Origin of the sequence: Comamonas suwonensis (genome assembly GCF_012844455.2) — a bacterium.
Taxonomy (GTDB): Bacteria; Pseudomonadota; Gammaproteobacteria; order Burkholderiales; family Burkholderiaceae_C; genus Comamonas; species Comamonas suwonensis.
In genome coordinates, this window is the sequence record NZ_JABBCQ020000002.1 from 300,870 (window position 1) to 324,839 (window position 23,970).

Annotated in this window: 19 protein-coding genes and 1 pseudogene; 14 read left to right on the forward strand and 6 right to left on the reverse strand. The window is 60.2% G+C overall.

The genetic code is table 11. From position 1 onward, the window contains the following. Nucleotides 1-40: 40 nt before the first annotated feature. The 8 genes from ribBA (at nt 41) to tolA (ending at nt 6,365) form a co-directional block, all read left to right on the forward strand. On the forward strand, nt 41-1,162 hold the full coding sequence (gene ribBA / locus HF327_RS03510; protein ID WP_169106901.1) for a bifunctional 3,4-dihydroxy-2-butanone-4-phosphate synthase/GTP cyclohydrolase II: 1,122 nt from the start codon (nt 41-43) through the stop codon (nt 1,160-1,162). A gap of 17 nt (nt 1,163-1,179) precedes the next feature. Beyond that, nucleotides 1,180-1,653 (forward strand): 6,7-dimethyl-8-ribityllumazine synthase, encoded by a 474-nt coding sequence (gene ribH, locus HF327_RS03515; RefSeq protein ID WP_169106902.1) that lies wholly within the window; start codon nt 1,180-1,182, stop codon nt 1,651-1,653. After that, nucleotides 1,646-2,191 (forward strand): transcription antitermination factor NusB, encoded by a 546-nt coding sequence (nusB, locus tag HF327_RS03520; RefSeq protein WP_169106903.1) that lies wholly within the window; start codon nt 1,646-1,648, stop codon nt 2,189-2,191. Before ribH ends, nusB begins: the two co-directional genes overlap by 8 nt. Before the next feature lie 185 nt (nt 2,192-2,376). Then, on the forward strand, nt 2,377-3,570 hold the full coding sequence (locus tag HF327_RS03525) for a pyridoxal phosphate-dependent aminotransferase (RefSeq protein WP_198460399.1): 1,194 nt from the start codon (nt 2,377-2,379) through the stop codon (nt 3,568-3,570). A 6-nt stretch (nt 3,571-3,576) separates the two neighbouring features. Next, on the forward strand, nt 3,577-3,993 hold the full coding sequence (gene ybgC / locus HF327_RS03530; RefSeq protein ID WP_169106904.1) for a tol-pal system-associated acyl-CoA thioesterase: 417 nt from the start codon (nt 3,577-3,579) through the stop codon (nt 3,991-3,993). Next, nucleotides 3,990-4,694, forward strand: a complete 705-nt coding sequence (tolQ, locus tag HF327_RS03535; RefSeq protein ID WP_169106905.1) for a protein TolQ — start codon at nt 3,990-3,992, stop codon at nt 4,692-4,694. The genes ybgC and tolQ overlap by 4 nt, the downstream gene beginning before the upstream one ends. A 24-nt stretch (nt 4,695-4,718) precedes the next feature. Further along, on the forward strand, nt 4,719-5,153 hold the full coding sequence (locus HF327_RS03540) for an ExbD/TolR family protein (RefSeq protein ID WP_169106906.1): 435 nt from the start codon (nt 4,719-4,721) through the stop codon (nt 5,151-5,153). 66 nt (nt 5,154-5,219) lie between these two features. Then, the gene (gene tolA / locus HF327_RS03545) at nt 5,220-6,365 is read left to right on the forward strand and encodes a cell envelope integrity protein TolA (RefSeq protein ID WP_169106997.1); all 1,146 of its coding nucleotides are present in this window, start codon (nt 5,220-5,222) and stop codon (nt 6,363-6,365) included. 353 nt (nt 6,366-6,718) lie between these two features. Here the strand turns inward: tolA and HF327_RS03550 are convergent, their stop codons facing one another. Beyond that, complete coding sequence (locus HF327_RS03550) at nt 6,719-7,477, reverse strand: sulfite exporter TauE/SafE family protein (RefSeq protein WP_169106907.1); 759 nt, start codon at nt 7,475-7,477, stop codon at nt 6,719-6,721. A gap of 146 nt (nt 7,478-7,623) precedes the next feature. Here HF327_RS03550 and HF327_RS03555 point away from each other — a divergent pair, with 146 nt between their 5' ends. The 6 genes and pseudogenes from HF327_RS03555 (at nt 7,624) to HF327_RS03580 (ending at nt 15,172) form a co-directional block, all read left to right on the forward strand. Further along, on the forward strand, nt 7,624-8,526 hold the full coding sequence (locus HF327_RS03555) for a LysR family transcriptional regulator (protein ID WP_169106908.1): 903 nt from the start codon (nt 7,624-7,626) through the stop codon (nt 8,524-8,526). Nucleotides 8,527-8,553: 27 nt separating this feature from the next. Further along, nucleotides 8,554-9,942 carry a prephenate-dependent tRNA uridine(34) hydroxylase TrhP gene (gene trhP, locus HF327_RS03560; protein ID WP_169106909.1) on the forward strand — a complete coding sequence of 463 codons (1,389 nt, stop codon included), beginning with the start codon at nt 8,554-8,556 and terminating at the stop codon, nt 9,940-9,942. A 194-nt stretch (nt 9,943-10,136) separates the two neighbouring features. Then, nucleotides 10,137-10,997 carry a ParB N-terminal domain-containing protein gene (locus tag HF327_RS03565; protein ID WP_169106910.1) on the forward strand — a complete coding sequence of 287 codons (861 nt, stop codon included), beginning with the start codon at nt 10,137-10,139 and terminating at the stop codon, nt 10,995-10,997. Between the two features lie 238 nt (nt 10,998-11,235). Beyond that, nucleotides 11,236-13,449: pseudogene (locus HF327_RS03570) on the forward strand (TonB-dependent receptor family protein). A 67-nt stretch (nt 13,450-13,516) separates the two neighbouring features. Then, nucleotides 13,517-14,629 (forward strand): PepSY-associated TM helix domain-containing protein, encoded by a 1,113-nt coding sequence (locus HF327_RS03575; RefSeq protein WP_169106911.1) that lies wholly within the window; start codon nt 13,517-13,519, stop codon nt 14,627-14,629. A gap of 147 nt (nt 14,630-14,776) precedes the next feature. After that, nucleotides 14,777-15,172, forward strand: coding sequence for a VOC family protein (locus HF327_RS03580; RefSeq protein ID WP_169106912.1), 396 nt, complete (start codon nt 14,777-14,779; stop codon nt 15,170-15,172). A gap of 64 nt (nt 15,173-15,236) precedes the next feature. Here the strand turns inward: HF327_RS03580 and HF327_RS03585 are convergent, their stop codons facing one another. The 5 genes from HF327_RS03585 to tam all read right to left on the reverse strand — a co-directional run bounded on the left by HF327_RS03585 (nt 15,237) and on the right by tam (nt 23,962). Next, nucleotides 15,237-18,149 (reverse strand): aconitate hydratase, encoded by a 2,913-nt coding sequence (locus HF327_RS03585; RefSeq protein ID WP_169106913.1) that lies wholly within the window; start codon nt 18,147-18,149, stop codon nt 15,237-15,239. Between the two features lie 718 nt (nt 18,150-18,867). After that, entirely contained in the window at nt 18,868-21,453 is a 2,586-nt protein-coding gene (gene acnB / locus HF327_RS03590) for a bifunctional aconitate hydratase 2/2-methylisocitrate dehydratase (RefSeq protein ID WP_169106914.1), read from the reverse strand. 99 nt (nt 21,454-21,552) lie between these two features. Then, entirely contained in the window at nt 21,553-22,122 is a 570-nt protein-coding gene (locus tag HF327_RS03595; RefSeq protein WP_169106915.1) for a hypothetical protein, read from the reverse strand. Between the two features lie 41 nt (nt 22,123-22,163). Next, the gene (locus HF327_RS03600) at nt 22,164-23,159 is read right to left on the reverse strand and encodes an HpcH/HpaI aldolase/citrate lyase family protein (protein ID WP_169106916.1); all 996 of its coding nucleotides are present in this window, start codon (nt 23,157-23,159) and stop codon (nt 22,164-22,166) included. After that, entirely contained in the window at nt 23,156-23,962 is an 807-nt protein-coding gene (tam, locus tag HF327_RS03605; RefSeq protein ID WP_169106917.1) for a trans-aconitate 2-methyltransferase, read from the reverse strand. The genes HF327_RS03600 and tam overlap by 4 nt, the downstream gene beginning before the upstream one ends. Between the last annotated feature and the right edge of the window lie 8 nt (nt 23,963-23,970).

Genomic DNA, 23,970 nt, shown 5'->3' on the forward strand with positions numbered 1-23,970 from the left:
TGCTTGCATCGCATCAAGATCACGTCCAAGAAGGCATTCCATGAACAGCTCCCTCCAACCCGTGCCCATCTCGCCCGTCGAAGACATCGTGGCGGAAATGCGCGCAGGCCGTATGGTCGTTCTCGTTGATGAGGAAGATCGTGAAAACGAAGGTGATCTGGTGCTGGCATCGGACCATGTCACGCCCGAAGCCATCAACTTCATGGCCCGTTTTGGCCGTGGCCTGATCTGCCTGACGCTGACCCGCGAGCGCTGCGAATTCTTGAAGCTGCCGCCCATGGCCGCGCGCAATGGCACGGTATACAGCACAGCCTTCACCATTTCCATTGAAGCCGCCGAAGGCGTGACCACCGGCATCTCCGCCGCTGACCGCGCCCGCACCATTCAAGTGGCCGTGGACAAGAACAGCCAGCCTACCGATCTGGTTCAGCCCGGCCACATATTCCCGCTGCAAGCCGTTGATGGCGGCGTGCTCATGCGCGCGGGTCACACCGAAGCCGGTTGCGACTTGGCCGCTCTGGCAGGCTGCTCGCCCTCCTCCGTGATCTGCGAGATCATGAAAGACGACGGCACCATGGCCCGTTTGCCCGATTTGCAGCTGTTCTGCGCCGAGCATGGCATCAAGATAGGCACCATTGCCGACCTGATCGAATACCGCAGCCGCAATGAATCGCTGCTGCAAAAGGTGGGCAGCCGCCCCATGCAGACGGCCCACGGCGAGTTCATCGCCCACGCCTTCCGCGACGTACCCAGCGGCTCCGTGCACCTGGCGCTGGTCAAGGGCGAATGGCAGACCAACAACACCGTACCCGTTCGCGTCCACGAGCCTCTGTCGGTGCTGGACGTACTGGAAGTGGGCCGCAACCAGCACTCATGGTGCCTAGATGAAAGCCTGAAATACATTGCCGACAACGGCCAGGGCGTGGCCGTGCTGCTCAACTGCAGCGAATCCGGCGACGAGTTGCTGACCCAGTTTGAAGGCAAGGCACGATCTGCCCAGGCCCCCGAACGCGGCCGCATGGACCTGCGCACCTATGGTGTGGGCGCGCAGATTCTGCGCGAAGTCGGCGTGAGCAAGATGCAGCTGATGGGCCAACCCCGTCGCATGCCCAGCATGGCTGGCTACGGACTGGAAATCACCGGCTACATCCCCAAAGCATAAGAGACGGAAAATACAAGATGCAAAACGCAGAACAAGGCCAAGGCCTGAACATGAACGGCGCTGATCTGAAGATCGGCATCGTGCAAGCTCGCTTCAACGAAAGCATTACCAACACCCTCTTTGCCTCCTGCCGCGATGAGCTGCTGGCACTGGGTGTGAAGTCCGAGAACATCGACCATGTCACAGTCCCCGGCGCATTGGAAGTGCCCGTGGCCCTGCAGACACTGGCCGACACCGATCAGTACGACGCCCTAGTGGCGCTGGGCTGCATCATCCGTGGGGAGACATACCACTTCGAGCTGGTAGCCAATGAATCGGGCTCGGGCGTTACACGCCTGTCCCTGGACTACCGCCTGCCGATCGCCAATGCGATCATCACCACTGAAAACATGGAGCAAGCCATTGCCCGCCAGGTGGACAAGGGTCGCGATGCCGCCCGTGTTGCCGTGGAAATGGCCAATCTGCTCAACTCTTACGACAATCATGAGTGACGAACAATCCAGCTCGTCGGCCTCCGGCCGACCTACTCGCCAAAGCCGCACGGGCCTGACCAGCACCGGCGCGCGCAAGGCGGGCTCCAAATCCAACCGCAGCCGCGCACGTGAATTTGCGCTGCAAGGCCTGTACCAGCACATTGTTGGCCGCAACGAAATCCTGGAGATCGACCGATTCACGCGCGACCTGGCTGGCTTTCACAAGGCCGACGTGGTGCACTACGACGCCCTGCTTCGCGGCTGTGCCGAAAGCGAAGCCGCTCTGGACGCATTGATTGCACCCAAGCTGGACCGTGGCTTGGCCGAAATCTCACCCGTCGAACATGCCTGCATGTGGATTGGCGTGTACGAGTTCCAGAACTGCCTCGACGTGCCATGGCGCGTGGTGCTCAACGAGTGCATCGAGCTGGCCAAGGAATTTGGCGGCACCGACGGTCACAAGTATGTGAACGCCGTGCTCAACGGCCTGGCACCAGAGTTGCGCGCTACAGAAGTGACGCACGACCGCTCGGCCCAGAACAAGTCTGCCAACTAAGCTGGGCCGACCCATGGGCCGTGCTTACGCGGCCCTGCTGCCGCCTCATGCATAGTCAATGCAAATACTGCGACCAGGCCACAGGTGCTATCGTGCATCCGCTGGCTGGTTGCAGTTTTTTTATGAGCGCAGCCTTAGAACAGGCTGGTGCCCATTGCTGATTGATTGAAAGATTTTCTTCGTCCATGTCCGTTATTGAGCTTTCCCGCCGCGCCCAACGCATAGAGCCTTTTTACGTCATGGAAATGGCAAAGCACGCGCAGGAAGTGGCACGCCAGTCCAGCGCCAGCGGCTCGCCCATGATTTATCTCAACATTGGCGAGCCCGACTTCACCGCCCCGCCTCTGGTGCAGCAAGCCGCTGAACGCGCCATTCGCGCCGGGCGTACCCAGTACACACAGGCCCCCGGCTTGCCCGAGCTACGCGAAAAAATCAGCGGCTGGTATGCCAGCCGCTTCGGCATCAACGTGCCTGCGCGCCGCATCATCATTACCGCCGGTGCTTCGGCAGCTCTGCAGCTGGCCTGCCTTGCGCTGATTGATGAGGGCGACGAGGTACTCATGCCCGATCCCAGTTACCCCTGCAACAGGCATTTTGTCTCGGCCGCCGAAGGCAAGCCGGTACTGATTCCTTCCTCGGCTGCAGAGCGCTTTCAACTCAGCGCCGCCAAGGTGGAAGCCGCTTGGGGCGAGCGCACACGCGGCGTAATGCTGGCGTCACCGTCCAACCCCACGGGCACCTCGATTGCACCCGATGAGCTGCGCCGCATTCACGAAGTGGTGCGCGCCAAGGGTGGGCTGACTATCGTCGATGAAATCTATCTGGGCCTGTCTTACGACGACGCTTATAGCCAATCGGCCCTTGAGCTGGGTGATGACATCATCTCCATCAATAGCTTCAGCAAATATTTCAATATGACCGGCTGGCGTCTGGGCTGGATGGTGGTGCCCGAAGCACTGGTCGCTCCCATCGAGATGCTGGCCCAGCACCTGTTCATCTGCGCCAGCACCATCTCGCAATATGCGGCACTGGCCTGTTTCGAGCCCGAGAGCATTGCCGAGTACGAACGCCGCCGTGCCGAGTTCAAGGCCCGTCGCGACTATTTCATTCCGGCCCTGGAATCGATTGGCCTGCCCGTGCCCGTCAAGCCCGATGGAGCCTTCTACGCCTGGGCCGACTGCCGCGCCGCCGCTGAAAAGCTCGGCGTCAAGGGAAGCTGGGACTTTGCCTATGCAGTGATGAATCGGGCCCACCTGGCCATTACGCCCGGCCGCGACTTTGGTCATGCCGAGACAGCAAATTATGTGCGCTTTTCCACAGCCAACTCCATGGAGCAGCTGCAGGAAGCCATTGCGCGCCTGAAGAAGCTTCTGGGCTAATGAACCATGGCTTTTGAGTTCCCCATTCGAGTCTATTGGGAAGACACTGACGCAAGCGGCCGCGTCTTCCACGTCAACTACCTCAAGTTCTTTGAACGTGCGCGCACCGAATGGCTGCGCTCGCTGGGCATTGCTCAGCAAAATCTGCGGGAACAAACCGGCGGCATCTTTGTCGTAACCTCTGCGCAGCTTGAATATCTGCGCCCGGCCCGGCTTGATGACCAGCTACGTGTCTCCGCCGCTCTGAAAAGCGCCGGCCGCGCCTCGCTCGTCATTGAGCAGCAGGCGCTGCTGGCAAACCCCAACAATCAAGCTTTGGAGCCAGCGCTGCTGTGCACGGGCTCCATCCGCATTGGATGGGTGGATGGCAAGACCATGCGCCCCACGAGAATTCCAAACCATATCCTGGAGCAACTTTCATGAACTCCCAAGACATGTCCATCCTCAGCCTCATCCTGCAGGCCAGCTGGGTGGTTCAACTGGTCATGCTGATTTTGGTGATCGCATCCATCGCCAGCTGGGCCACCATCTTCAACAAGGCCAAAACCTTGAAGCGTGTACGCACGCTGAACGACAACTTCGAGCAAGACTTCTGGTCGGGCACCAGCCTCAATGACCTCTACGCCTCTGCGGCGCAGAACGCCAAAACCGGCGGTCCCATGGAGCGTATTTTTGCCAGCGGCATGCGCGAGTATCAAAAGCTGCGCGAGCGCCGTATGGATGACGTCGCCACGTTGATGGACGGCACACGCCGGGCCATGCGCGCCAGCTTCCAGCGCGAGCTCGATGAGAAGGAATCCGGTCTGTCCTTTCTGGGTACCGTGGCCTCGGTCTCGCCTTACGTCGGCCTGTTCGGCACTGTCTGGGGCGTGATGCACGCCTTCACCGGCTTTGCCAACATGGAGCAAGTCACGCTGGCCACCGTCGCCCCCGGTATTGCCGAAGCGCTGGTAGCCACAGCCATGGGGCTGTTTGCGGCCATTCCTGCGGTGACGGCTTACAACCGCTACGCCCACAACGTGGACCGCATTGCCAGCCAGGAAGAAACCTTCATCGAAGAGTTCTCCAATATCTTGCAGCGCAATGTGGGCTCGAGCGCCCATGCATCCGCCTCCGGCCACTGATGACTCAACGCAAGGAGTAAGTCCATGCCAGCCATGAGTTCACGCGGTGGTCGTAACCGCCGCACCGTCAACGAAATCAATATGGTGCCCTTCATCGACGTGATGCTGGTGCTGCTCATCATCTTCATGGTGACCGCACCCATGCTCACGCCGGGCTCCATCAATGTGCCAAGCGCAGGCAAGTCCTCGCGCCCTCCGACCAAGAACATTGCCTATGTGCTGCTCGATAAAGACGGCAGCATTCAGTTCAAGAACGGCAGCAGTACACAGACCGTCAAGCTCGATGACCTCAAGGGCCTGGCCCAGTCCTGGCAAGAAGGCCAGGGCGAAGACAGCGCCATTCAGATCATCGCCGACAAAGGCCTGCCCTTCGATGACGTCATGAAGGCACACACCACGCTCTCCAAGGCTGGCGTCAAACGCATCGCCTTTGGCGTTGTCTCTTCTTCCAGCAATTGAACCCAGTCATAAAGCTCTGCCCCGCCACGCTTGAGCATGGCCTCCAGAGCAGACCCCTCATTCACCATGCCTAACCAGCAAGATCGCGATCAGTTTGCGCCCCCCCGCCACCAAGGCCGGGTGCGCTCATGGTCGCTCGCTCTGGCCGCGCACGGGCTGCTGATTGCGGCTCTGCTGTGGACAGTGCGCACCCCCAAAGAAGCCGAGCAAGCCATGGTCGAAGCCGAGGTCTGGAGCAGTTCTGCCCCAGCTTCTGCCGCCGCGGTAACGCCACCTCCTCTGCCCGATCCCACGCCCGAGCCGGTACCCGAGCCACCACCTCCTCCGCCCCCTCCACCACCTGAGCCGGTGGTCATGCCGACACCTGCTCCTACGCCCCCCCCCAAAGCCCAGGCCCATGACGACGATCATGAAGCCGAGGTGGCGCTGGCCAAAAAGAAGAAGCAGGAGCAGCTAAAGAAGGAAAAGGCCGAGCAGGAAGCCCAGGAGAAGCGAGAGCGCGAGAAGGATCGCAAGGAAAAAGCGGAAAAGGACAGGACTGAAAAGGCGCGCCAGGACAAACTGGACAAGCAAAAAGCCGAGAAGGCCGAAAAAGCAGAGAAGGAACGCAAGGAAAAAGCGGAAAAGGAAAAGTCCGAGAAAGCCGAAAAAGAGAAAGCGGCCAAGGACAAGGCCGCCAAGGAAAAATCAGAGAAGGCTGAAAAAGAAAAAGCCGAGAAGGATAAAGCCACTAAGGAAGCCAAAGAGAAGGCTGCCAGGGACGCTAAAGAAAAAGCGGCCAAAGACGCCAAGGCCGCCGATGACCGCCGCAAGGCCGAACTGGCTCGCCTGCAAGGTCTGGCCGGAGGATCAGGTAATGCCGGCGGAAGCGGTGGCAGCGACCACAGCGGCACCGGCGGAAGTCGCTCAGGCGGTGCAGCAGGCAGCAGTACCAGCGGCGGCCCATCGGCAGGTTACGGAGCGAAAGTCGCTGCCAAGGTCAAGCCCAATATCGTCTATCCAGACGCCATCAGCGGCAACCCGCGCGCCGAGGTTCGCGTGCGTACAGCGCCGGACGGCACCATCACTGGAGCAACGATTTCCAAGTCCAGCGGCAATGCCGCCTGGGATGAGGCCGTGGTCCGCGCATTGCACAAGACCGACAAACTACCGCGCGATATCGACGGCAAGGTGCCATCCGACCTGGTTATCGGCTTCAGACCGCAAGATTGATGCACTGCTCAACGGCGCAGAAACTATGAAATTCATAGCTGCTTGCGCTCAATAGAAAAGGACTTGAAGGCAAAAAGTCTTCAAGCCCTTTCATTGCGATACCGGTGTTACGCACTGCAGCAGGCGTGAACATAGATGAATGCAAATCACCCATCCTCATCCAGAAACAGCACGCGCTTGCCATACACCGCCGGCTCCCGCCATGAACGGGTCAAAACTGAACTCAGGCAACACGCCATAGGACATGACTCCCTCCACGGGCTTGCCGGCCTCACCGCCTGTTTGGCTAGACGCTTCCCCCCGAAGGCGAGCATTCCCGCGGACCTCGGGTGCATGCAAAGACGCTGGTTCAATCACCAACACAGGTAAGCACCCAAACCCAGCAAACTCAGCATCAGTAGCTTTTTGAAGCCTATTGCCGAAATTTTGTGGCTCAACAACTCCCCCCAATGCATGCCAGCCAGGGCCGGGATCAACATCAACGCCGACGCCAGCAGACCTGCTGCAGACCCCTCGCCCTGAGGCCCCAGACCTTGCCCCAGCCATAGCAAGCCTACCCCCAGCGCCAGGGTGGACGTCGTAAAGCACAACCCCATGGCCTGCATTAGCGCTGGCCGCGCCAAGCCTAAAGACTGCAAAAAGGCCACGGCAGGCACTACAAACACACCCGTCAGCGCGGTCATGCCACCGGTCAGTAAGCCACATAAAGCTCCCAGCCAGGCCTGATGCCGCAGAGGCACCTGCAGGCTGGGGCCGCATAGACCCCAGAGCGCATACACCACTAGCGCCAAACCCAGAGCCGTACGTGCCGCAGGCAAGCTCCCCACCCCGCCCCAGAGCGCCATGCCGCCCAGCGTACCCAGCACAATGCCCAGTTGCATCCAGCCCAGGCGTTTGAGCAGCGGCAGCAAACCGGCTACAGGCCGCAGTTGCACCAGATTCGTAACCAGTGAAGGCAATAACAACAAACCCGCCGCCTGGGCGGGCGGCATGAAAATCGCCAGCAAGGCCATGGATACCGTGGGCAAGCCCAGCCCGACCACGCCCTTCACCAGCCCAGCCAACCCAAATACGACAATAGCCGCCGCGGCCATCCAGCCTTCATCCCACATTGTCAATCCTTCGTATTAACCGAACCCTAAAATAAGAAAAAGAATTCAGAAAACTCTTTGCATTCCTAATAATCTCTAGATATCAGCCAATTGGCTAGCGGGATCTCTTAAACCGAGACTTAGTATCAAACTAAGTCTTAAATCTCATGCGCTTTGACCTCACCGATCTGCAGCTGTTTGTGCACATCCTGGACTGCGGCACCCTGACGGCCGCGGCGCAGCGCTGCCATCTCACCCTGGCATCGGCCAGCGAACGCGTTCGCGGCATGGAGGAGTTGCTGGGCTGCGCTCTGCTGCTACGCAAGCCGCGGGGCGTGCAGGCCACAGCGGCCGGCCACACGCTGGTGCAGCACGCACGCCAGGTGCTGGCGCAAATGCAGCAGCTGCGTGGCGCCATGGGCGAGTTCGGCGCGGGCCTGGCCGGGCAGATCAGGCTGCGCGGCAACACCTCGGCCATACGCGAGCACCTGCCTCTGGCCATCAGCGGCTTTCTGGGCCAGCACCCGCAGATTGCGCTCGAGCTACAGGAAGGCGCCAGCAGCGCGGTGCTGTCCAACCTGCGCCAGGGTCTGTGTGATCTGGGTGTGGTCGCCTGGGATATGCAAGATGCAGCAGGCTTGACCGGCCTGCACTGTCAGCCTTGGCGGCCAGACCCGCTGGCGGCCGTTCTGCCCCTGGGCCATGCCCTGGCAGAGCGGCAACAGCTGCGCCTGCACGAGCTGCAGCATGAGAACTGGGTGGGATTGGCGCGCGATTCGGCCTTGCAACAGTTGTTGCAAAAACAGGCGCAGCAGATCAACGGCCAGTTGCTGCGCACCCAGGTACAGCTGCCACATTTTGAAGGCCTGTGCCAGCTGGTCGGCCAGAAGGTAGGCATTGCCGTGCTGCCGCTGGCGGCGGTCCAGCGTCACTGCGCCAGCACCGGCGTGGTGGCCGTACCGCTGGGCGATGACTGGGCCCAGCGTCAGCTGCTCCTATGCACAACGGCCATGACAGGCCTGTCCTTGCCCGTGCGGCAGTTACTCACACACCTGAGCCAGTCCGCCTAGCCTTATCAAGTCGTAATGAAAAGCGGGATGCAGGACAATAGAGCCATCATGACCCTCAAAGCCCCCGAACTGCTGCTGCCTGCCGGCTCGCTCGACAAGATGCGCGCCGCCTATGACTTTGGTGCCGACGCTGTGTATGCCGGCCAGCCACGCTACTCGCTGCGAGCGCGCAACAACGAATTCCGCCTGGAGCAGATCGGCCAGGGCATTGCCGAAGCGCACGCGCGCGGCAAGAAGTTCTTCCTGACCAGCAATCTGATTGCCCACAACGATAAGGTCCGCACCTATCTGCGCGACATCGAACCCATCATCGCCATGAAGCCCGATGCAATGATCATGGCCGACCCCGGGCTGATCATGATGGTCAAGGAAAAATGGCCAGAGCAGGTCATTCACCTGTCCGTGCAGGCCAATACCACCAACCACGCCACCGTCAAGTTCTGGCAGAAAATGGGCGTGGAGCGCATCATCCTGTCGCGCGAGCTGAGCCTGGACGAGATCGAAAAGATCCGCCAGGAATGCCCGGACATGGAGCTGGAAGTCTTTGTGCACGGTGCGCTGTGCATTGCCTACTCCGGTCGTTGTTTGCTGTCGGGCTATTTCAACCGCCGCGACCCCAACCAGGGCACTTGTACCAACGCCTGCCGCTGGGATTACAAGACGCACAATGCGGCTGTGGACCCCAACACGGGCGAAGCGCTGGGCCAGACCATGGAAAACGGCTTCAACTTTGAAGACGCCAAGAACGATCTGGACAACCAGTTCACCAGCACCTGCGGTGACCAACAGCGCCACCCCAAGGCTGACGCGATTTACTTGCTGGAAGAAAAAGGCCGCCCTGGCGAGATGATGCCCATCATGGAAGATGAGCATGGCACCTACATCATGAACTCCAAGGACTTGCGCGCTGTGGAGCATGTGGAGCGCCTGACCAAGATTGGCGTGGACTCGCTCAAGATCGAAGGCCGCACCAAGAGCCTGTACTACGTGGCTCGCACGGCACAAACCTACCGCCGCGCGATTGACGACGCCGTGGCTGGTCGTCCCTTCAACCCCGAGCTGATCACCGAACTCGAAGGCCTGGCCAACCGCGGCTACACCGGCGGCCTGATGGAGCGCCGTCCTGCCAACGATTACCAAAACTACGAAACCGGCCACAGCGTGCTGCAGCGCAGCCACTTTGTGGGTGCGGTGCGTAGCTACGCCGACGGCATGGCCGAGGTGGAAACCATGAATCGCTTTGCGGTGGGCGACACGATTGAAGTCATTCACCCCCAGGGCAATCGCCAGATCAAGCTGGAAAAAATGTTTGACCTGGAAGGCAAGCCCGTGGACGTCGCCCAAGGCAACCCGATCCGCGTGCGCATTCCGCTCGAAGGCCCGGTTGAAGGCGCGCTGATTTCGCGCCTGCTGTAAGCTCAACTAGCGTTACCTCTTCCAACGCCCCATACGCTGGGGCGTTGCTCTTTTTTCCGTAGCTTCTTGCACCCGTTCTGCTTCAAATTTCAATGAAATTATTTTTGAAATGCATGAATATCAGGCGCAAGCAGCTCATTTATTGATAGTGACCCCCGGCAAACTGCCAGCGGCCACACACGAACAGACACACCATGGATCTCCGCATTGACGAAGGCCTCAAGGCCTATATCGACCCTTTGACCGCTGACGAGCATGAGTCGCTGGAGCGCAGCATCCTCGCCGAAGGCTGCCGCGATGCGCTGGTGGTCTGGGATGATCTGCTGATCGACGGCCACAACCGCTACGGCATCTGCCAAAAACACGGCCTGCCCTTCAACACCATTCAGGCCACGCAGTTCAAGAACATAGACGACGTCCACCTGTGGATGATCGACCAGCACCTGGGCCGCCGCTCAGTGTCTGACTTCCAGCGCGGTGTGCTGGCCCTGCGCAAGCGCGAAATCATTGCCGAGCGCCGTGCTGCTGCGGCCGCTGCGGTGAACGCAGCCAAAGCATCCCAGCCCGCCAGCGAGGAAGCCCCATGGGAAGGCGATACCGACCCCGCAGTCGCCCAGGCACTCGCCAGCGTGGCCAAGGTCCCCGATGAGGCGTTGGACACACGCGAAGCGCTGGCACGTGCCGCCCGCCTGTCGGCTGGCCAGGTCAAGATGATCGAGACGATCCAGGAAAAAGCGGCGCCTGAAGTGGTCGCCGCCGTGAAGGCCGGCGAGCTGTCACTCAACGCGGCTGCCGTCGTTGCCACCCTGCCGGAGGAAGAACAACAGGCCGTGGCCGCCGAAGGTGCCGATGCACTCAAACAAGCCGCCAAGCGCGTGCGCGACGCCAAGAAAAAGCCCAAGGCTGCCAAGCCCGAAGCCGATGAGTCGGCAGAAGCGGCACCCGCTGCCAGCGCCGAAGAGCTGCAAGCCCGCGTAACCGAGCTGCAAGCCGAGAACGAGCGCCTGCGCATGCAGGTCAAGACTTTGCAGGAGCTGCTGGCCGAACAGGCTTAAAGCCAACGCGCCGCAGCAAAAACATGCAGCCTCCCCAACTGGCGAATGCCGGATGGGGAGGCTGTTGTATTTTGCGCAGCCATATAACCACAAACAGCCAAATGACAGCTGTTCTCATTAATATCGGCGCCTGCCTATAAACGCCACATAGCCAAGCGCGCTTTTGACGTAGTCCGTGCCGCCACGGAGCTACGCTCTGACTGCAAGCCAGCCATTGTGTGTGCACACACAACACCCTATGGCCAACCCAAATCACTCCTCTCATCGCGCATTCCGTTTGAGCTGCGCAGCCGCCGCTGTCGCAGCCTTCTTTGGCAGTTTTGCCAGCCCCGTTCTTCATGCACAGACCACGGCCGCGCCGGAAGTCGCACTGGATTCCGTCACCGTCACCGGCAACTGGCTGGACGGCGACACGCCCAATGCCGAAAAAGTGCTGGAGCACCCCGGTGCCCGTACCATTGTCGAACGCGAGCGCATTCAGGAAAGCGGAGCCACCACACTGCGCGAAGCGCTGCGCCTGGTGCCCGGCGTGCAGGTTCAGGACAGCAATGGCACGGGCGGCAGCGATATTTCGCTGAACCTGAGCGTGCGCGGCCTGACAGCGCGCCTCTCGCCGCGCTCCTATGTGCTGCAGGACGGCATCCCCGTCTCTTATGCACCTTACGGTCAGCCGCAGCTATCGCTGGCCCCCGTGGCGCTGGGCAACCTGGAATCCATCGACGTGGTGCGCGGAGCCGGCTCTGTACGCTACGGCCCGCAGAACGTGGGCGGCATCATCAACTTCACGACCCGCGCCATTCCCAAGACCTTTGCCGCCGAAGCCTCCATAGGCACGGAAATCTACGGCCACAGCGGCAACACCAAGACCAGCCCCAGCCTGTTTGTGGGTGGCACCAACGAGGCCGGTCTGGGCCTAGCCCTGCTTTACTCCGGCACGCATGGCAAGGGCTGGCGCAGCAGCAACGACAGAACCGATGTCGACGATTTGCTGCTCAAGGGCAGCTACCAGCTCACGAGCAAGAGCAGCCTGTCCGCATCGCTGCACCATTTCGAGGGCAAGGGCCAGATGCCCGGCGGCCTGACCACCAAGCAATACGCAGCCGACCCGTTCCAGAGCACGCGCAACTACGACCAGTTCACGGGCCGGCGTACCGACGGCTCGCTCAAGTACAGCTACAAGGATGGCCGCGACAACTTCGAAGTGCTGAGCTACTACGTGGATTCCTTTCGCGGCAGCTATATCGAGCGTGACGCCACCGGTGCCAATGCCGGCAAGCGCAGCCTAACGGCCGCGCCGCGCAACTACAGCTACTACGGCGTGGAGCCGCGCTACTCGCGCATTTTCGAGACCGGCTCCGTGGTGCAGGAAGTCAGCGTGGGCTACCGCTACCTGAAAGAAAAAAGCTCAGAGACGGCGCTGGCCACCTCGGGCTTCTATGTGCCGGGCCAGGTCAACGCCATGGCGCTGCCGCTGAATGTCACCCAGACCAGCCAGGGCGGCACCACGGCCAATGCCTTCTATATCGACAACCGCATCGACGTGGGCAACTGGACCATCACGCCCGGCGTGCGCTACGAACGCATACGCAGCTTCAACAATGTGGTGGACTACAAGGGCTCCACCGCCGCAGCCATCTACCCGACGGCTGCCGCCAACGAATGGCTGCCCACGCTGTCGGTGCTCTAGCGCGTCAACAACCAGTGGACGGTGTTCGCCAATGCAGGCAAATCGTTCGGTCCGCAGCAATATGCTCAGCTGGCCCAGTCGTCCAATAACCAGCTCTATCCCGAGTCAGCCAAGACCTATGAGCTGGGTACGCATTACAAAAGCGACACCTGGAATGGCGAGCTGACGCTGTTCAACATCGACTTCGACAAGGAGCTGTTCCTGGACCGGCCCGGCGACGGCACGGGCAACGGCATCTGGACCGATCTGGGTGCGACACGCCATCGTGGCCTGGAATCGGCACTGCGTTACGACTTCGGCAAGAACTATCCTGCGCTCAAAGGCTTCTCGCTGGGCGCGACCTATACCTTCACCCAAGCCACCAGCCAGGCCGGACCGTTTGCTGGACGCGACCTTCCGCTGTACGCCCGCCACACCGCCGGGCTGTCGGCGCGCTATGCGGTCGATCGCTGGACCTTCAACGCCGAGCTCAACGCCCAGTCCAAACAGCGCTCACCCGGCACCCCAGGCACCAGCGGCAAGCCCAACCCTTATGTCACTCAGGAGGACGCCAACGGCAATCTGGGCGACATTCCCGGCTTCGCGATTCTGGGCCTGCGCACCAGCTATCAGGCCAGCAAGGAGTTGAACAACCTGCGCCTGACCGTGGGTGTGAAGAACGTGTTTGACCGCCGCTACTTCACCCGTTCCACCGACAACAATGGCGGCGGAAAGTACGTGGGCATGCCACGCACCGTGTATCTGCAGGCCTCGCTGCCGTTCTAAGCACCAGCGCCCCAGCGAATCCAGCCTCCGTGGCTGGGTTGCCTGGGGCGCGACGACCTCTGACTCCATGACTTCGCTACGTTCTCTGTGGCTGCGGCTGCATCGCTGGTTCGCCCTGAGCCTGGGCTGGATTCTGATTCTGGCCGGACTCACGGGAGCGGTGCTCATCGCTGCCCAGCCACTCGATCGCCTGGCCCATCCCCAGCTGTTCAAAGCCCCAGCCGCTACGCCTGCCGCAGCACTGGCACCGATACTGGAGCAGGCCCGCCAGGAGTTCGGTGACAAGGCGACCTTTCGCTTCAAGCTTCCTCAGGAGGCTGGAGACAGCCTCTGGCTCAGGGTGCAGTCGCATAGCTGGCGCGGCACTGTCTATCTGAACCCTGCATCCGGGCTAGAGCAAGGCCGCCGCGGCGAGACAGAAGGGTTTGTCAACTTCTTGTTCAAGCTGCACAGCACCCTGCTGCTGGACGCGAATGGCAAAGCCATACTGGCCTGGACGGCTTTGGCCTATGTCTTGCTGCTGCTGACCGGCGTCATTCTCTGGTGGCCCAAGCGCTGGCCTGGCAACTGGCATATCGAGCTGAACAAGAATCTGATACGCGCCCTGTTCGATCTGCACCGCATAGGCGGTGTGGTCATGGGCTTGCTGATTGCCGTCTTGGTCGTGACCGGTGCCTATATGGCCTGGCGGCCGCTGGGCAATGTGCTCAATGCGCTCAGCGGCTCCACGCCGGTCAAAGCCCCCAAGCTGCCACCGCTTTCAGTGGATACATCGCCCGCGGCGCCCAGCCTGGATGCCCTGCTGGCCGGTGCACGGGCCGCCATGCCCGACGGCCAGGCCAGCTTTGTGCAGATCGCGGCCAAGAACGCTGAGGCCAAGCAGGCCATGCGCATACGCTTTCGTGCCCTTGGCGAGCCGCACCCCAATGGCGTCAGCTCGGTATGGCTGGACCCCCGCACCGGAGCCGTGCTGGCCGTGCAGCGCTGGTATGAGCTCGACCCCGGAGCAGCAGCAGTGGCTATTGCCTATCCGCTGCATACCGGCGAGCTGGGCGGAGTGCTGCTGGAAATCATCAATGGCCTGACTGGGATGGTACTGGCGGGGTTAGGCCTCAGCGGCGTCTGGCTATGGTGGCAGCGCCGCAAGGCCAGAAAGCTGGCCAAAAGCCGAATGTCCTGAGCGCTCATCGTCAACAGACCAAGCTCCTTGATCCGCCAATTCAACGGCAGCTGACGCCATACAGACATTCGAGGCCAGGTCTGCTTGCGTCGCGCCGCAAAGCACCTCAGCATCGCAACTCCACAAAGCGCAAGCAAGGAGTTCGTGATGGCAATGAATCCCGTAGGCTGGTTCGAGATCTATGTGCAAGACATGCAGCGTGCCAAGACCTTTTACGAGGCCGTTCTCGGCTACCCCTTGCAGGCGCTGCCCATGCCCGAAGGCGGCGAGCATCCGGATATGGAAATGTGGGCTTTTCCGGGCCAGCCGGACAACGCCGGCGCGACCGGCGCGCTGGTACACATGCCCGGCTGTCCAACCGGCGGCGGCAGCGGCGGCACCATGATTTACTTTGTCTGCGAAGACTGTGCCGAGCAGGCCGCACGCGTAGCGAAACAGGGCGGCAGCCTTCAGCGCGAGAAAATCTCCATCGGCCCTTATGGCTTTATTGCCCTGGCGACCGATACCGAAGGCAATATGTTCGGCCTGCACTCCATGAAATAGCACCTAGCCAAGGCAAAAAAAGGCCTGCCGCGCAAGCGAGCAGGCCTTTTGCTTTTCAGCCACCTCAGCTCAGCAACTGCCTGAGCACATAGGGCAAGATGCCGCCGTGACGGTAGTAGTCCACCTCAATCGGCGTGTCGATGCGCAGCTTGACGGTCACCGTCTTCTTGCTGCCATCAGTGCGCGTAATGACCAATTGCGCATCGCTTTGCGGCGCCAGGTCTGCAGCGGGAATCACATCCATGAATTCCTCACCCGTCAGCCCCAGACTTTGCCAGCTGTCATTGCCCTTGAACTGCAGCGGCAGCACGCCCATGCCCACCAAGTTGGAGCGGTGGATACGCTCAAAGCTGCGTGCCACTACGGCCTTGATGCCCAGCAACTGCGTACCCTTGGCCGCCCAGTCGCGGCTGGAGCCGGTGCCGTATTCCTCACCCGCCAGCACCACGGTGGCACGGCCTGCAGACTGGTACTTCATGGCTGCGTCATAGATGGACATCTTTTCCACCTTGCCATGGTCATCCCGGTAGAGCGTGACACCGCCCTCCTCACGTGCACCATCGGCCTGCGCAGGAATCATCAGATTCTTGATGCGCACATTGGCAAAGGTGCCGCGCATCATCACCTCATGGTTGCCGCGTCGCGAGCCGTAGCTGTTGAAGTCAGCCTTTTGCACGCCATGCTCCAGCAGCCATTTACCGGCCGGTGAGGTCTCCTTGATGGAGCCCGCAGGCGAGATATGGTCGGTGGTGATGGAATCACCAAACAAGGCCATCACGCGCGCGCCATGCACTGCATAGGAGTTTGAGCCTTTTGGGCCCGCAGCGCTTTCTGCACCTGTGGAAGGCGCTTTCAAATCGAGAGCAAAATCTGCAAAGAACGGGGGTTCTGCGATATAGGTGCTCTCAGGCCAGGTGTATGTGGCCCCTGTCACGCCCTTGATTTTTTCCCAGAGCTTGCCTGGCTCGCTGGCCACTTGCTCATAGTTGCTGCGGAAGGCCTTGCCGTTCATGGCGTACTTGAGCAGGCCTTGAATCTCCTCGCTGCTGGGCCAGATGTCACCCAGATACACATCCTTGCCGCCCTTGCCTTTGCCCACGGGTTCGGTCATCAAGTCCTTGCGTACCGTGCCGGCAATGGCGTAAGCCACCACCAGCGGCGGACTGGCCAGGAAGTTGGCCTTGATATTGGGGTGAATGCGCGCCTCGAAGTTGCGATTGCCCGAGAGCACGGCCGCGCAGACCAGATTGTTCTGCGTGATGGAGGCATTGATCTCGGGTGTCAAATCACCGGCATTGCCAATGCAGGTGGTGCAACCATAGCCGGCAAGGGCAAAGCCCAGCTTTTCCAGATAAGGCAGCAAACCTGCCTCTGTCAGATAGCGCGTCACCAGCCGCGAGCCGGGGGCCAGCGAGGTTTTGATATGCGGCTTGACCTTGAGCCCTGCCTCCACCGCCTTTTTGGCCAGCAAGCCCGCCGCCAGCATGACACTGGGGTTGGAGGTGTTGGTACAGCTGGTGATGGCCGCAATCAGCACGTCGCCGCTGCCCATATCAAAGCTCTTGCCGCATGCGGCGGCGCTGCTTGCATCAACGGCAATAGCGCTGGCCTCGGCCTTATTGGTCGTGGGCTTGTTGCTCACCATCTCGACTTTGTTGCGCTCGGCATTGGCAGGCACCGGCTGGCTGTCTGGCTGCAAGGCCTCAGGCCCATCGGGATGCACAAGATGGCGGCGAGCCAGTTGCTCGGCAGGCAGGTTGAAGCCATTTTGCGCAACCGGTGCGCTGAACAGTTCATCGAACTGAGCAGCCACATTGCCAATCTCGATACGGTCCTGTGGCCGCTTGGGACCAGCCAGGCTCGGCGCGACCTTGCCAAGATCCAGCTTGACCACATGGGAGTAGTCAATATCGCCCGCCTTGGGGACGCCGAACAGATTTTGAGCCTTGAAGTAGGCCTCGAAGGCCTGGATTTCGCTCTTGGTGCGGCCCGTGCCCTTGAAGTACTCGATGGTTTTCTCATCGACGGGGAAAAAGCCCATGGTCGCGCCGTATTCAGGTGCCATATTGCCAATCGTGGCCCGGTCGGGAAGGGAGAGGCTGCGCGTGCCTTCGCCAAAGAATTCGACAAATTTTCCTACCACTTTTTCCTTGCGCAGAATTTCCGTGACCGTGAGCACCAGGTCGGTCGCCGTCACGCCTTCGCGCAACTGGCCGGACAGCTCGAAGCCCACCACATCAGGCGTGAGGAAGTACACGGGCTGGCCCAGCATGGCGGCTTCCGCCTCGATGCCGCCCACCCCCCAGGCCACCACGCCAATGCCGTTGATCATGGTGGTGTGGCTGTCGGTACCGACCAGCGTATCGGGGTAGTAGACGCCATCCTTGGTCTTGTGCACGCCACGCGCCAGATATTCGAGGTTGACCTGGTGAACGATGCCAAACCCTGGCGGCACCACGCCAAAGGTGTCAAAGGCCTGCATGCCCCATTTCATGAACTGGTAGCGCTCCTGGTTGCGCTGAAACTCCAGCTTCATGTTCAGGTCCAGCGCCTTTTTGGTGCCGAAGTAATCAACCATGATGGAGTGATCGACCACCAGATCCACAGGTACCAGCGGCTCGATGGACTTGGGCTTCTTGCCCAGCTTGGCCGCCGTGCTGCGCATGGCCGCCAGATCGGCCAGCAAGGGCACGCCGGTAAAGTCCTGCAGCACCACGCGCGAGACAACGAACGGAATTTCATCGACCCGCTCAGCTTTCGGCTTTGCCTGCCAGCGCGCCAGTTGCTCAACATGGGCTGCGGTGATTTTCTCGCCGTCGCAGTTGCGCAGCACTGACTCAAGAACGATACGGATGGATACCGGCAATCGTTTGATTTCAGGGAACTGCTTGGCGAGTGCGGGCAAGGAGTAGAACTGACCTTTCCTTCCGCCGTCGGTTTCAAAAGACTTCAGCGTTTTTGCAAAAGCATGAGGCATCGCGAGACTCTCCATCGATAGGACACAGGGAAGCACTTGTATTTACATTGTGCACATAACCTGCAATCAAGCGATGTGGGACGACGCACTATCCATGTCTTTGATGGCAAAGCTCTCTTTTCCAATGCCGTGCATTGCTGAAATGCGGCATCCAAATATCTGAAGTGAATGCATCACAGCGGTTCATCAGAAATCGCCAGCAGCTACTTTTTCAATAGCAAAGAAATTTCAGCACTTCAGGCGTGGCTTGCTGGTCTTGCTTGCATCCGTACCGGCCGCTGCCCTCGCATTCGGGCCTTATTCGGGTTTTACAAGCCAAATTGCGGCAGCCCCGCAGGGCTCAGCTGCGCTATGACGATCGCTGGATGCTGCCGCAGGTGCACCCCAATCAGCGGCTCGTACTTTGAGGTGTTGCGGCCACCAGAGCACCAAGGCCTCGTCTTTTGTGCGGAGCCCTGTCTTCATTAAACAACCCAGCCCCGCGTGCGACCTGCCGGGCAACCCTGCGAAGGCGGAGCATTACACGCAATGACTTAAAAATTGATAGCACATCCCGCACATTGATATTCGGTTTCAGTATTTTTTAATACAGAAGCCCACTGATATCAAGCGCAAGCAGCGATCAAAACCAAAGCCATAAAAAAAGCCCGCGCATGAACTGCACGGGCTTTTTGCATGAGGAGCCGGGTCAGCAACCCGGCGAACTCATGGAGGGCGCTTAAATCTTGGCAGCCACTTCGGCGTACTCAGCGATTTCGTTGAAGTTCATGTAGCGATAGACGGATGCTTTGTCGGCATCGATCACGCCCATTTCCTTCAAGTACTCTTCCTTGGAAGGCAGGTAGCCCAGACGCGACGCGATGGCTGCCAGCTCGGCCGAGCCCAGGTACACGTTGGTGTTCTTGCCCAGACGGTTGGGGAAGTTACGAGTCGACGTCGAGATGACGGTAGCACCTTCGCGCACTTGGGCCTGGTTGCCCATGCACAGCGAACAGCCGGGCATTTCAGTACGCGCACCGGCGGTACCGAAAGCGGCGTAATGGCCTTCCTTGATCAGCTCGGTCTGGTCCATCTTGGTGGGAGGAGCCACCCACAGCTTGACGGGGATGTCGCGCTGGCCACCCAGCAGCTTGGCTGCGGCGCGGAAGTGACCAATGTTGGTCATGCAAGAACCGATGAAGGCTTCATCGATCTTGACACCGGACACGTCGGACAGAGTCTTGGCATCATCAGGATCGTTAGGACAGCAAACGATAGGTTCCTTGATGTCGGCCATGTCGATTTCAATGATGTGAGCGTACTCAGCATCCTTGTCGGCAGACAGCAGATCAGGGTTGGCCAGCCAGGCTTCGACCTTTTCGATACGGCGCTGCAGTGTCTTGGCGTCAGAGTAACCGTCGGCGATCATGTTCTTCATCAGAACGATGTTCGAAGTCAGGTATTCCTTGATGGGCTCAGGGTTCAGCTTGATCGTGCAACCAGCGGCAGAACGCTCGGCAGACGCATCGGACAGCTCAAATGCTTGCTCAACCTTCAGGTTAGGCAGGCCTTCGATTTCCAGGATACGGCCCGAGAATTCGTTGATCTTGCCGGCCTTGGCAACGGTCAGCAGACCTTGCTTGATGCCGTACAGAGGAATCGCGTGCACCAGATCGCGCAGGGTCACGCCGGGCTGCATTTCACCCTTGAAGCGAACCAGCACCGATTCGGGCATGTCCAGCGGCATCACGCCGGTAGCGGCACCGAAGGCCACCAGACCGGAGCCTGCAGGGAAGGAAATACCGATAGGAAAGCGGGTGTGCGAGTCGCCGCCGGTACCCACGGTATCAGGCAGCAGCAGGCGGTTGAGCCAGCTGTGGATCACGCCATCACCAGGACGCAGGGCCACGCCGCCACGGTTGGAGATGAACGAAGGCAGTTCGCGGTGCGTCTTCACGTCCACCGACTTGGGATAAGCGGCGGTGTGGCAGAAGGACTGCATCACCATGTCGGCGGAGAAGCCCAGGCAAGCCAGGTCCTTCAGCTCGTCACGGGTCATGGGGCCGGTGGTGTCTTGCGAGCCAACGGTGGTCATGCGGGGTTCGCAGTACGTGCCGGGGCGCACGCCCTGACCTTCAGGCAGACCACAAGCGCGGCCAACCATCTTTTGGGCCAGAGTGAAACCAGCCTTGGTTTCCGCAGGCGCTGTAGGCAGGCGGAAAGCGGTGGAAGCGGGCAGACCCAGAGTCTCGCGAGCCTTGGCCGTCAGCGAACGGCCGATGATCAGGTTGATACGGCCACCGGCTTGCACTTCGTCCAGCAGCACGTCGCTCTTGAGTTGGAACTCAGCAACCGTGGCGCCGTCCTTCAAGATCTTGCCTTCGTAGGGCAGCACGTCGATGACGTCGCCCATTTCCAGCTTGGAAACGTCCACTTCGATGGGCAGAGCGCCGGAGTCTTCTTGCGTGTTAAAGAAGATAGGAGCGATCTTGCCACCCAGAGTCACGCCACCGAAGCGCTTGTTGGGGACAAAAGGAATGTCCACACCGGTCGCCCAGATGATGGAGTTGGTAGCGGACTTGCGCGAAGAACCGGTACCGACCACGTCGCCCACGTAGGAGACGAGGTTACCCTTTTTCTTCAGGTCTTCAATGAACTGCATGGGGCCGCGCTTGCCGTCTTCTTCGGGCTTGAACGCCGCGTCGGGACGCGTGTTCTTGAGCATGGCCAGGTAGTGCAGAGGAATGTCGGGGCGGCTCCATGCGTCAGGAGCGGGCGACAGATCATCGGTATTGGTTTCACCGGGCACCTTGAAGACGGTGACGGTGATTTTTTCTTCCACCTTGGGGCGCGATGTGAACCACTCGGCATCCGCCCAGCTTTGCATCACTTCCTGGGCCTTGGCGTTACCGGCCTTGGCCTTGGTGGCAACGTCGTTGAAGAAGTCAAACATCAGCAATGTCTTCTTCAACGCGTCAGCGGCTACGCCGGCGACTTCAGCGTCATCCAGCAACTCAATCAGGGGGTGAACGTTGTAGCCGCCCACCATGGTGCCCAGCAGCTCGGTGGCCTTGGCCTTGGAGATGAGACCCACCTTGATGTCGCCGTGAGCCACGGCGGCCAGGAAGGAAGCCTTGACCTTGGCTGCATCGTCCACACCAGGCGGCACGCGATGAGTCAGCAAATCCATCAGGAATGAGTCTTCGCCAGCGGGTGGGTTCTTGATCAGCTCGATCAGGTCAGCAACCTGCTTGGCATCCAGAGGCAACGGGGGGATGCCCAGTGCGGCGCGTTCTGCCACATGGTCACGGTAGGCTTTCAACATGGGGGTCTCTCCAATGGTTTTTGAAAAAGGCTGCGCGGTTAGCGCGAATTACAGGGCTGACACATATGTGCGATAGGTCAGCCCTCAGCCTCGCGGGACTTACTTGTTGTCCAGCAGGCTAGGAGGTGGGTTCTTGCGGATGGCTTCGGCCACTTGTTGCTGCTCGGGGCTCATGCATTCGTCAGCCAGGCGCTGACCCGCTTTCTGGTTCATCAGCATCGACTTGTTGGCGATCTGCAGCCACACCGCACCAGCGGCTTTGTCTTCCAGGCGCACGGTGCCGGTCGAGGTCTTCACGGGGACCATGTGGTACTTGAAACCACGGCCGTCCACAATGAAGTAGCCGGGGTTGGCCGTATCAGCGTTCACATTGACAAAAGCTCCCAGTTCGCAGGCGATACGGCCTTTGTGCACGCGCTCGGCGACGGCCAGGTCTTCTGTGCTCAAAGCAGCGGAAGCGGGGCCCGCGGCCACGACCGCAGCGCCGCCCGCAACGGCTGCTGCAGCAGCGGCTTTGCCCTTCTTGGCAACAGGCGCCTTCTTAGCAGCGGGAGCCTTCTTGGTAGCCACAGCCTTGGCCTTAGCCTTGGTTGCGGTTTCGGCCACAGCAGAGTGGCTGATTGCAAGCAAAGGAGCTGCAATCATCAAAGTAGCGATCAGGGTCTTCATAGGAATAGCTCCTGCAGACTTGTTATGAGTTCGTTTGGGGGTCAGTGCGAGGCAAACCAGGATTGAACTTCAACCGGCAAAGCCTGCCCCGTCTGGTGAGCGCGCTCAAGCAACTGCCAAAAATAGCGGTAGCTGGCGCGGTCGTGTAGTACACCACCAAAATTGATGGGCGCCCAATTCTGCACTGCTGCAGCAGTAAGAATCTGTGCCGCTTGCTTTACTTCATCTTCAGCGGGAGAAAAAGCGCGCAAGATGGGACGAATCTGATCCGGATGAATGCTCCACATGCGTGTGTAGCCGAGCTCGCGCGACGCTTTTTGTGCGCAGGCCTGCAGAGCCTGTGGATTCTTGAATTCAGTCACTACGCAATGCGAAGGCACTTTGCCGTGGGCATGACAGGCGGCGGCGATCTCCAGCTTGGCACGGACCACCATGGGATGCTCAAACTGGCCCTGCGCCGTCATAGCCGATGCCGGAATCGCGCCACCGTGGGCCGAGACAAAGTCCATCAGCCCGAAGGAGATGCTTTGCACGGCGGGGTGTGCGGCAATGTCAAAGGCCTGCTGCACTGCGGCGGGCGATTCAATCAAAACATGTAGCGGAACGCGCTTGCCTGTAGCGCGCTGCAGGGCTTTTTCAGCCTTAAGCACGTCATCCAGACTTTCAACCTTGGGAATCATGATGTGGCACAGGCGTTCTGCAGCGTTGCCAGCAATGATGTCCATATCCTGCTGAAAGTGCTCATGGTCCACCGCATGCACCCGCGCTGCCACGCGCGCGCCATGCACAGCGCCGTTAGCCAGCTCGGCCACCAGCTTTGCATGCTGCGCTTCCTGCCCCACGGGGGCACCGTCTTCGCAGTCCAGCGTGACATCAAACACGCAGGTGCCGAACTCTTGCATCATCTCGGCCTGCAACTGCAGGCTTTTGCGCATGCGCACTTCCACGCCGCTGTAATGATCACAAACAGGCAGACGCTGAGCGCCGCCTTGTGCGTCCAGCAAGACCTGAGCGGGGTGAACCAATTCTTTCGTCATGACTTGCGCTGCGCCACTATGAACAGTCTAGGAAAAGCCAACAGGCGCTTGCCGTCAGCTCGCAAGGGGTATGCCGCCTCAATGCGGCGCTCGTATTCAGTCAGAAACTCTGCTTGCAACGCGGCGGGCAGGCCTTCTACAAAAGGTTTGAGACCCGTGCTGCTGAGCCACTGCACAATGGCCGCCGCCGAATCCATAGGGTGCTGGTAGATGGTGTGCCACACATCAACGCTTGCCACCTCATGCTCGGGCGCAGCCAATAAATCGTAATAGGCCCCAATGGGCAAAATTTCGGTTCGCACTTTGCCTGCATCGCCGATGTACGGGGCAAACTGCGGCAATTGCGCAACTTCGCGCATCAGCCGGTGCGAGGGTTGCTGACGGTTGTCAGGCATCTGGATCGCCAGCACGCCGCCGGGCGTCAGCAGCGAAAACAGACGGGGAATCAGGGTTTCATGCTCACCGACCCACTGCAGGGAGGCGTTGGCATAGATCAGATCAGGTGCCGCTTCATTGGCCACCAAAGTCCAGGTGGCGATATCACCCGCTTCGAACCGGGCCGTGGGCAGCTGCTTACGTGCAGTCTCCAGCATGGCCTGAGAGTTGTCGATGCCAAGCACGCTCGCATTGGCAAAGCGTGCGGCCAGCAACTCGGTAGAGTTACCCGGCCCGCAGCCCAGATCCACGAGGTGGAGGCTGCGAGCCGGTTGCTCGACCAGATTCACCCGTGCCAGCAACTCTGCGGCCGGGCGCGTGCGCTCATTGGCAAAGCGCAGATACAGCGCGGGGTTCCAGTCTTGCATGGTGCTTA

Coding starts and splice junctions, on each gene's coding strand:
- ribBA (WP_169106901.1), top strand. CDS start 41: ATGAACAGCTCCCTCCAACCCGTGCCCATCTCGCCCGTCGAAGACATC.
- ribH (WP_169106902.1), top strand. CDS start 1,180: ATGCAAAACGCAGAACAAGGCCAAGGCCTGAACATGAACGGCGCTGAT.
- nusB (WP_169106903.1), top strand. CDS start 1,646: ATGAGTGACGAACAATCCAGCTCGTCGGCCTCCGGCCGACCTACTCGC.
- HF327_RS03525 (WP_198460399.1), top strand. CDS start 2,377: ATGTCCGTTATTGAGCTTTCCCGCCGCGCCCAACGCATAGAGCCTTTT.
- ybgC (WP_169106904.1), top strand. CDS start 3,577: ATGGCTTTTGAGTTCCCCATTCGAGTCTATTGGGAAGACACTGACGCA.
- tolQ (WP_169106905.1), top strand. CDS start 3,990: ATGAACTCCCAAGACATGTCCATCCTCAGCCTCATCCTGCAGGCCAGC.
- HF327_RS03540 (WP_169106906.1), top strand. CDS start 4,719: ATGCCAGCCATGAGTTCACGCGGTGGTCGTAACCGCCGCACCGTCAAC.
- tolA (WP_169106997.1), top strand. CDS start 5,220: ATGCCTAACCAGCAAGATCGCGATCAGTTTGCGCCCCCCCGCCACCAA.
- HF327_RS03550 (WP_169106907.1), bottom strand. CDS start 7,477: ATGTGGGATGAAGGCTGGATGGCCGCGGCGGCTATTGTCGTATTTGGG.
- HF327_RS03555 (WP_169106908.1), top strand. CDS start 7,624: ATGCGCTTTGACCTCACCGATCTGCAGCTGTTTGTGCACATCCTGGAC.
- trhP (WP_169106909.1), top strand. CDS start 8,554: ATGCAGGACAATAGAGCCATCATGACCCTCAAAGCCCCCGAACTGCTG.
- HF327_RS03565 (WP_169106910.1), top strand. CDS start 10,137: ATGGATCTCCGCATTGACGAAGGCCTCAAGGCCTATATCGACCCTTTG.
- HF327_RS03575 (WP_169106911.1), top strand. CDS start 13,517: ATGACTTCGCTACGTTCTCTGTGGCTGCGGCTGCATCGCTGGTTCGCC.
- HF327_RS03580 (WP_169106912.1), top strand. CDS start 14,777: ATGGCAATGAATCCCGTAGGCTGGTTCGAGATCTATGTGCAAGACATG.
- HF327_RS03585 (WP_169106913.1), bottom strand. CDS start 18,149: ATGCCTCATGCTTTTGCAAAAACGCTGAAGTCTTTTGAAACCGACGGC.
- acnB (WP_169106914.1), bottom strand. CDS start 21,453: ATGTTGAAAGCCTACCGTGACCATGTGGCAGAACGCGCCGCACTGGGC.
- HF327_RS03595 (WP_169106915.1), bottom strand. CDS start 22,122: ATGAAGACCCTGATCGCTACTTTGATGATTGCAGCTCCTTTGCTTGCA.
- HF327_RS03600 (WP_169106916.1), bottom strand. CDS start 23,159: ATGACGAAAGAATTGGTTCACCCCGCTCAGGTCTTGCTGGACGCACAA.
- tam (WP_169106917.1), bottom strand. CDS start 23,962: ATGCAAGACTGGAACCCCGCGCTGTATCTGCGCTTTGCCAATGAGCGC.